This is a genomic window from Bradyrhizobium sp. C9, assembly GCF_002532045.1.
In the GTDB taxonomy this organism is placed as follows: Bacteria; Pseudomonadota; Alphaproteobacteria; order Rhizobiales; family Xanthobacteraceae; genus Bradyrhizobium.
Window position 1 is genome coordinate 1 of sequence record NZ_NWTG01000062.1, and the last position, 1,777, is coordinate 1,777.

Consider the following 1,777-nt stretch of genomic DNA (forward strand, 5'->3'; position numbering starts at 1 on the left):
ACGTAGGCCACCGTTCCACCAGACGGCGGCGCAGACGCCGTTCTGATGCACTTTCCATCGATGATTGGGCCACGAACGCCGATAGGATAATCGGTCCCGTGCGTGACGTAGTTGCGCACCGAACTGCCAGCAACCAGATTGATATGTGTCGTCGGCAAGAACGAGTCCGAGTAAGAATCGATAAGAACACCAGAAGCCGTGACTTCGATGTTGTTGACGTAACGGCACCCCTCGCTGATGAAGTGACACGAGGCACTCAGGAGAATGGGCGACTCGACGATGCACGAGATCATCTTGATTGGGAAATACGTTCGCTGTGTCGCCATATTATCAGCGACCTGAAGCATCGCGGTGCCTTGCTCGTATTGGCACCCAATGAAGGTAATGCTATCGCGAATCTGGGTACCAGAGCCTCCGGTGATGACCATGATGCCACCGCCTCCGAAACACTGATTCAAAACCAAGATGCCAGAACGTGTACAGACGATTCCGTAAACGTTCCCGAAAAATGCCGTCCCATTCAACTGCCAAAAATCTGCATTGTCCGTTTCAAACGAGATGCCGATGGTGTTGTAGAGAAACGTGCAGTCAGTGAGCGTTGCCGGACAGACGTTCCAGTCTGGGTTAGCGCTGGGCGCAGTGGGATCGTATGCGCGTATCGCGTATCCGCCGAAGTTAGAGAACTGACAGCGGTTGAAAGTCAGGTTCTTGATATCGCTTGGGGCAGACCCTTCGAATAGGAAGCCCGTCGCAGTGCCTCGCGGGGTCGTCGTAGGCGTCAATCGCGCGCTGAACGAGATGTCTGTAAAGTTGACACTCTCCATCGAAACGCCAGAGACGTTGACGAAAAGCGGTAGATTGTCGCTATCAATGAAAATGTGTGACGGAGTTTCAGTACCAGTTGGCAAGCCAAAAACACGACTGATGCAACTCTCACCGTAGAATGTCAGGCCGCTGTGCAGCGTTAATGACGCGGTGATCCTATGAAATCCACGCGGAACAAATATCCGGCCGCCACCGGGGAGCGCCGCAATAGCGGCCTGGAACGCAGCCGTATCGTCGGCGACGCCATCGCCAACCGCGCCGTAGTTCTTGATGTTACCAACATCCAGAATCATTGCAGCAGCCGACCGCGCGACGCCGCCCGATGCCGTCAGAGTAACATCAGTCAGATGGTTCGCGGCCAGCACATCGCCGATACCAGGCTGGCCTTGGAACACCCAAACGCCGCCGGTCTTTAGCCAATACTTTCTCGTGGTAGGTTGGAATGCGTATTGGTTCTCTTCACCGATAGACGGATCTGGAGCGGAAAGCGCTGGATCAACGAAGACAAAATAGCCGAGCGAATTCCATGCGCCAACTGCAGTAGACACGTCTGCCATTGCCTGCGCGCCTGCGAAGCGCTGCGGCGAAACCTGCCAGATGGTATAAGCGGCACCGGCCTGCGCGCCACCGCCCCACGGCGGAATGACAAGGTGCGCCGTGTCCGTGACGTCGGTGATGACGGTCTGGAAATCGCCAATCTGAAGAATGTCACCAGGCCTAACGTTGACGCCAGACCAGATCGTTCCGGATCCGGTAACGTTCGTGCCGTTCACTGCAATCGTGACGGTGCCCGTTGAGTAGGAAGAAAGTGCGGTCAATGAGATTTCTCTGAAATGCGTTTGTGAGCTTCGGCGATTGGCAGCCACTCTCCATCGAGTTTTCGCCAGATCTCTCCGGTTTCAGGCTGAAAGTAGAGCCAGCCTGGTGCGTCAGGCGGCGGCTCAGTTAGTTC

Annotated in this window: 1 protein-coding gene; it reads right to left on the reverse strand. The window is 55.5% G+C overall.

Features of this window, described 5'->3' with window-relative positions:
• Window positions 1-1,643, reverse strand: a 1,643-nt coding sequence (locus CO675_RS40320; protein WP_245453096.1) for a glycosyl hydrolase family 28-related protein, incomplete at its 3' end; no start/stop codon positions are given.
• Between the last annotated feature and the right edge of the window lie 134 nt (window positions 1,644-1,777).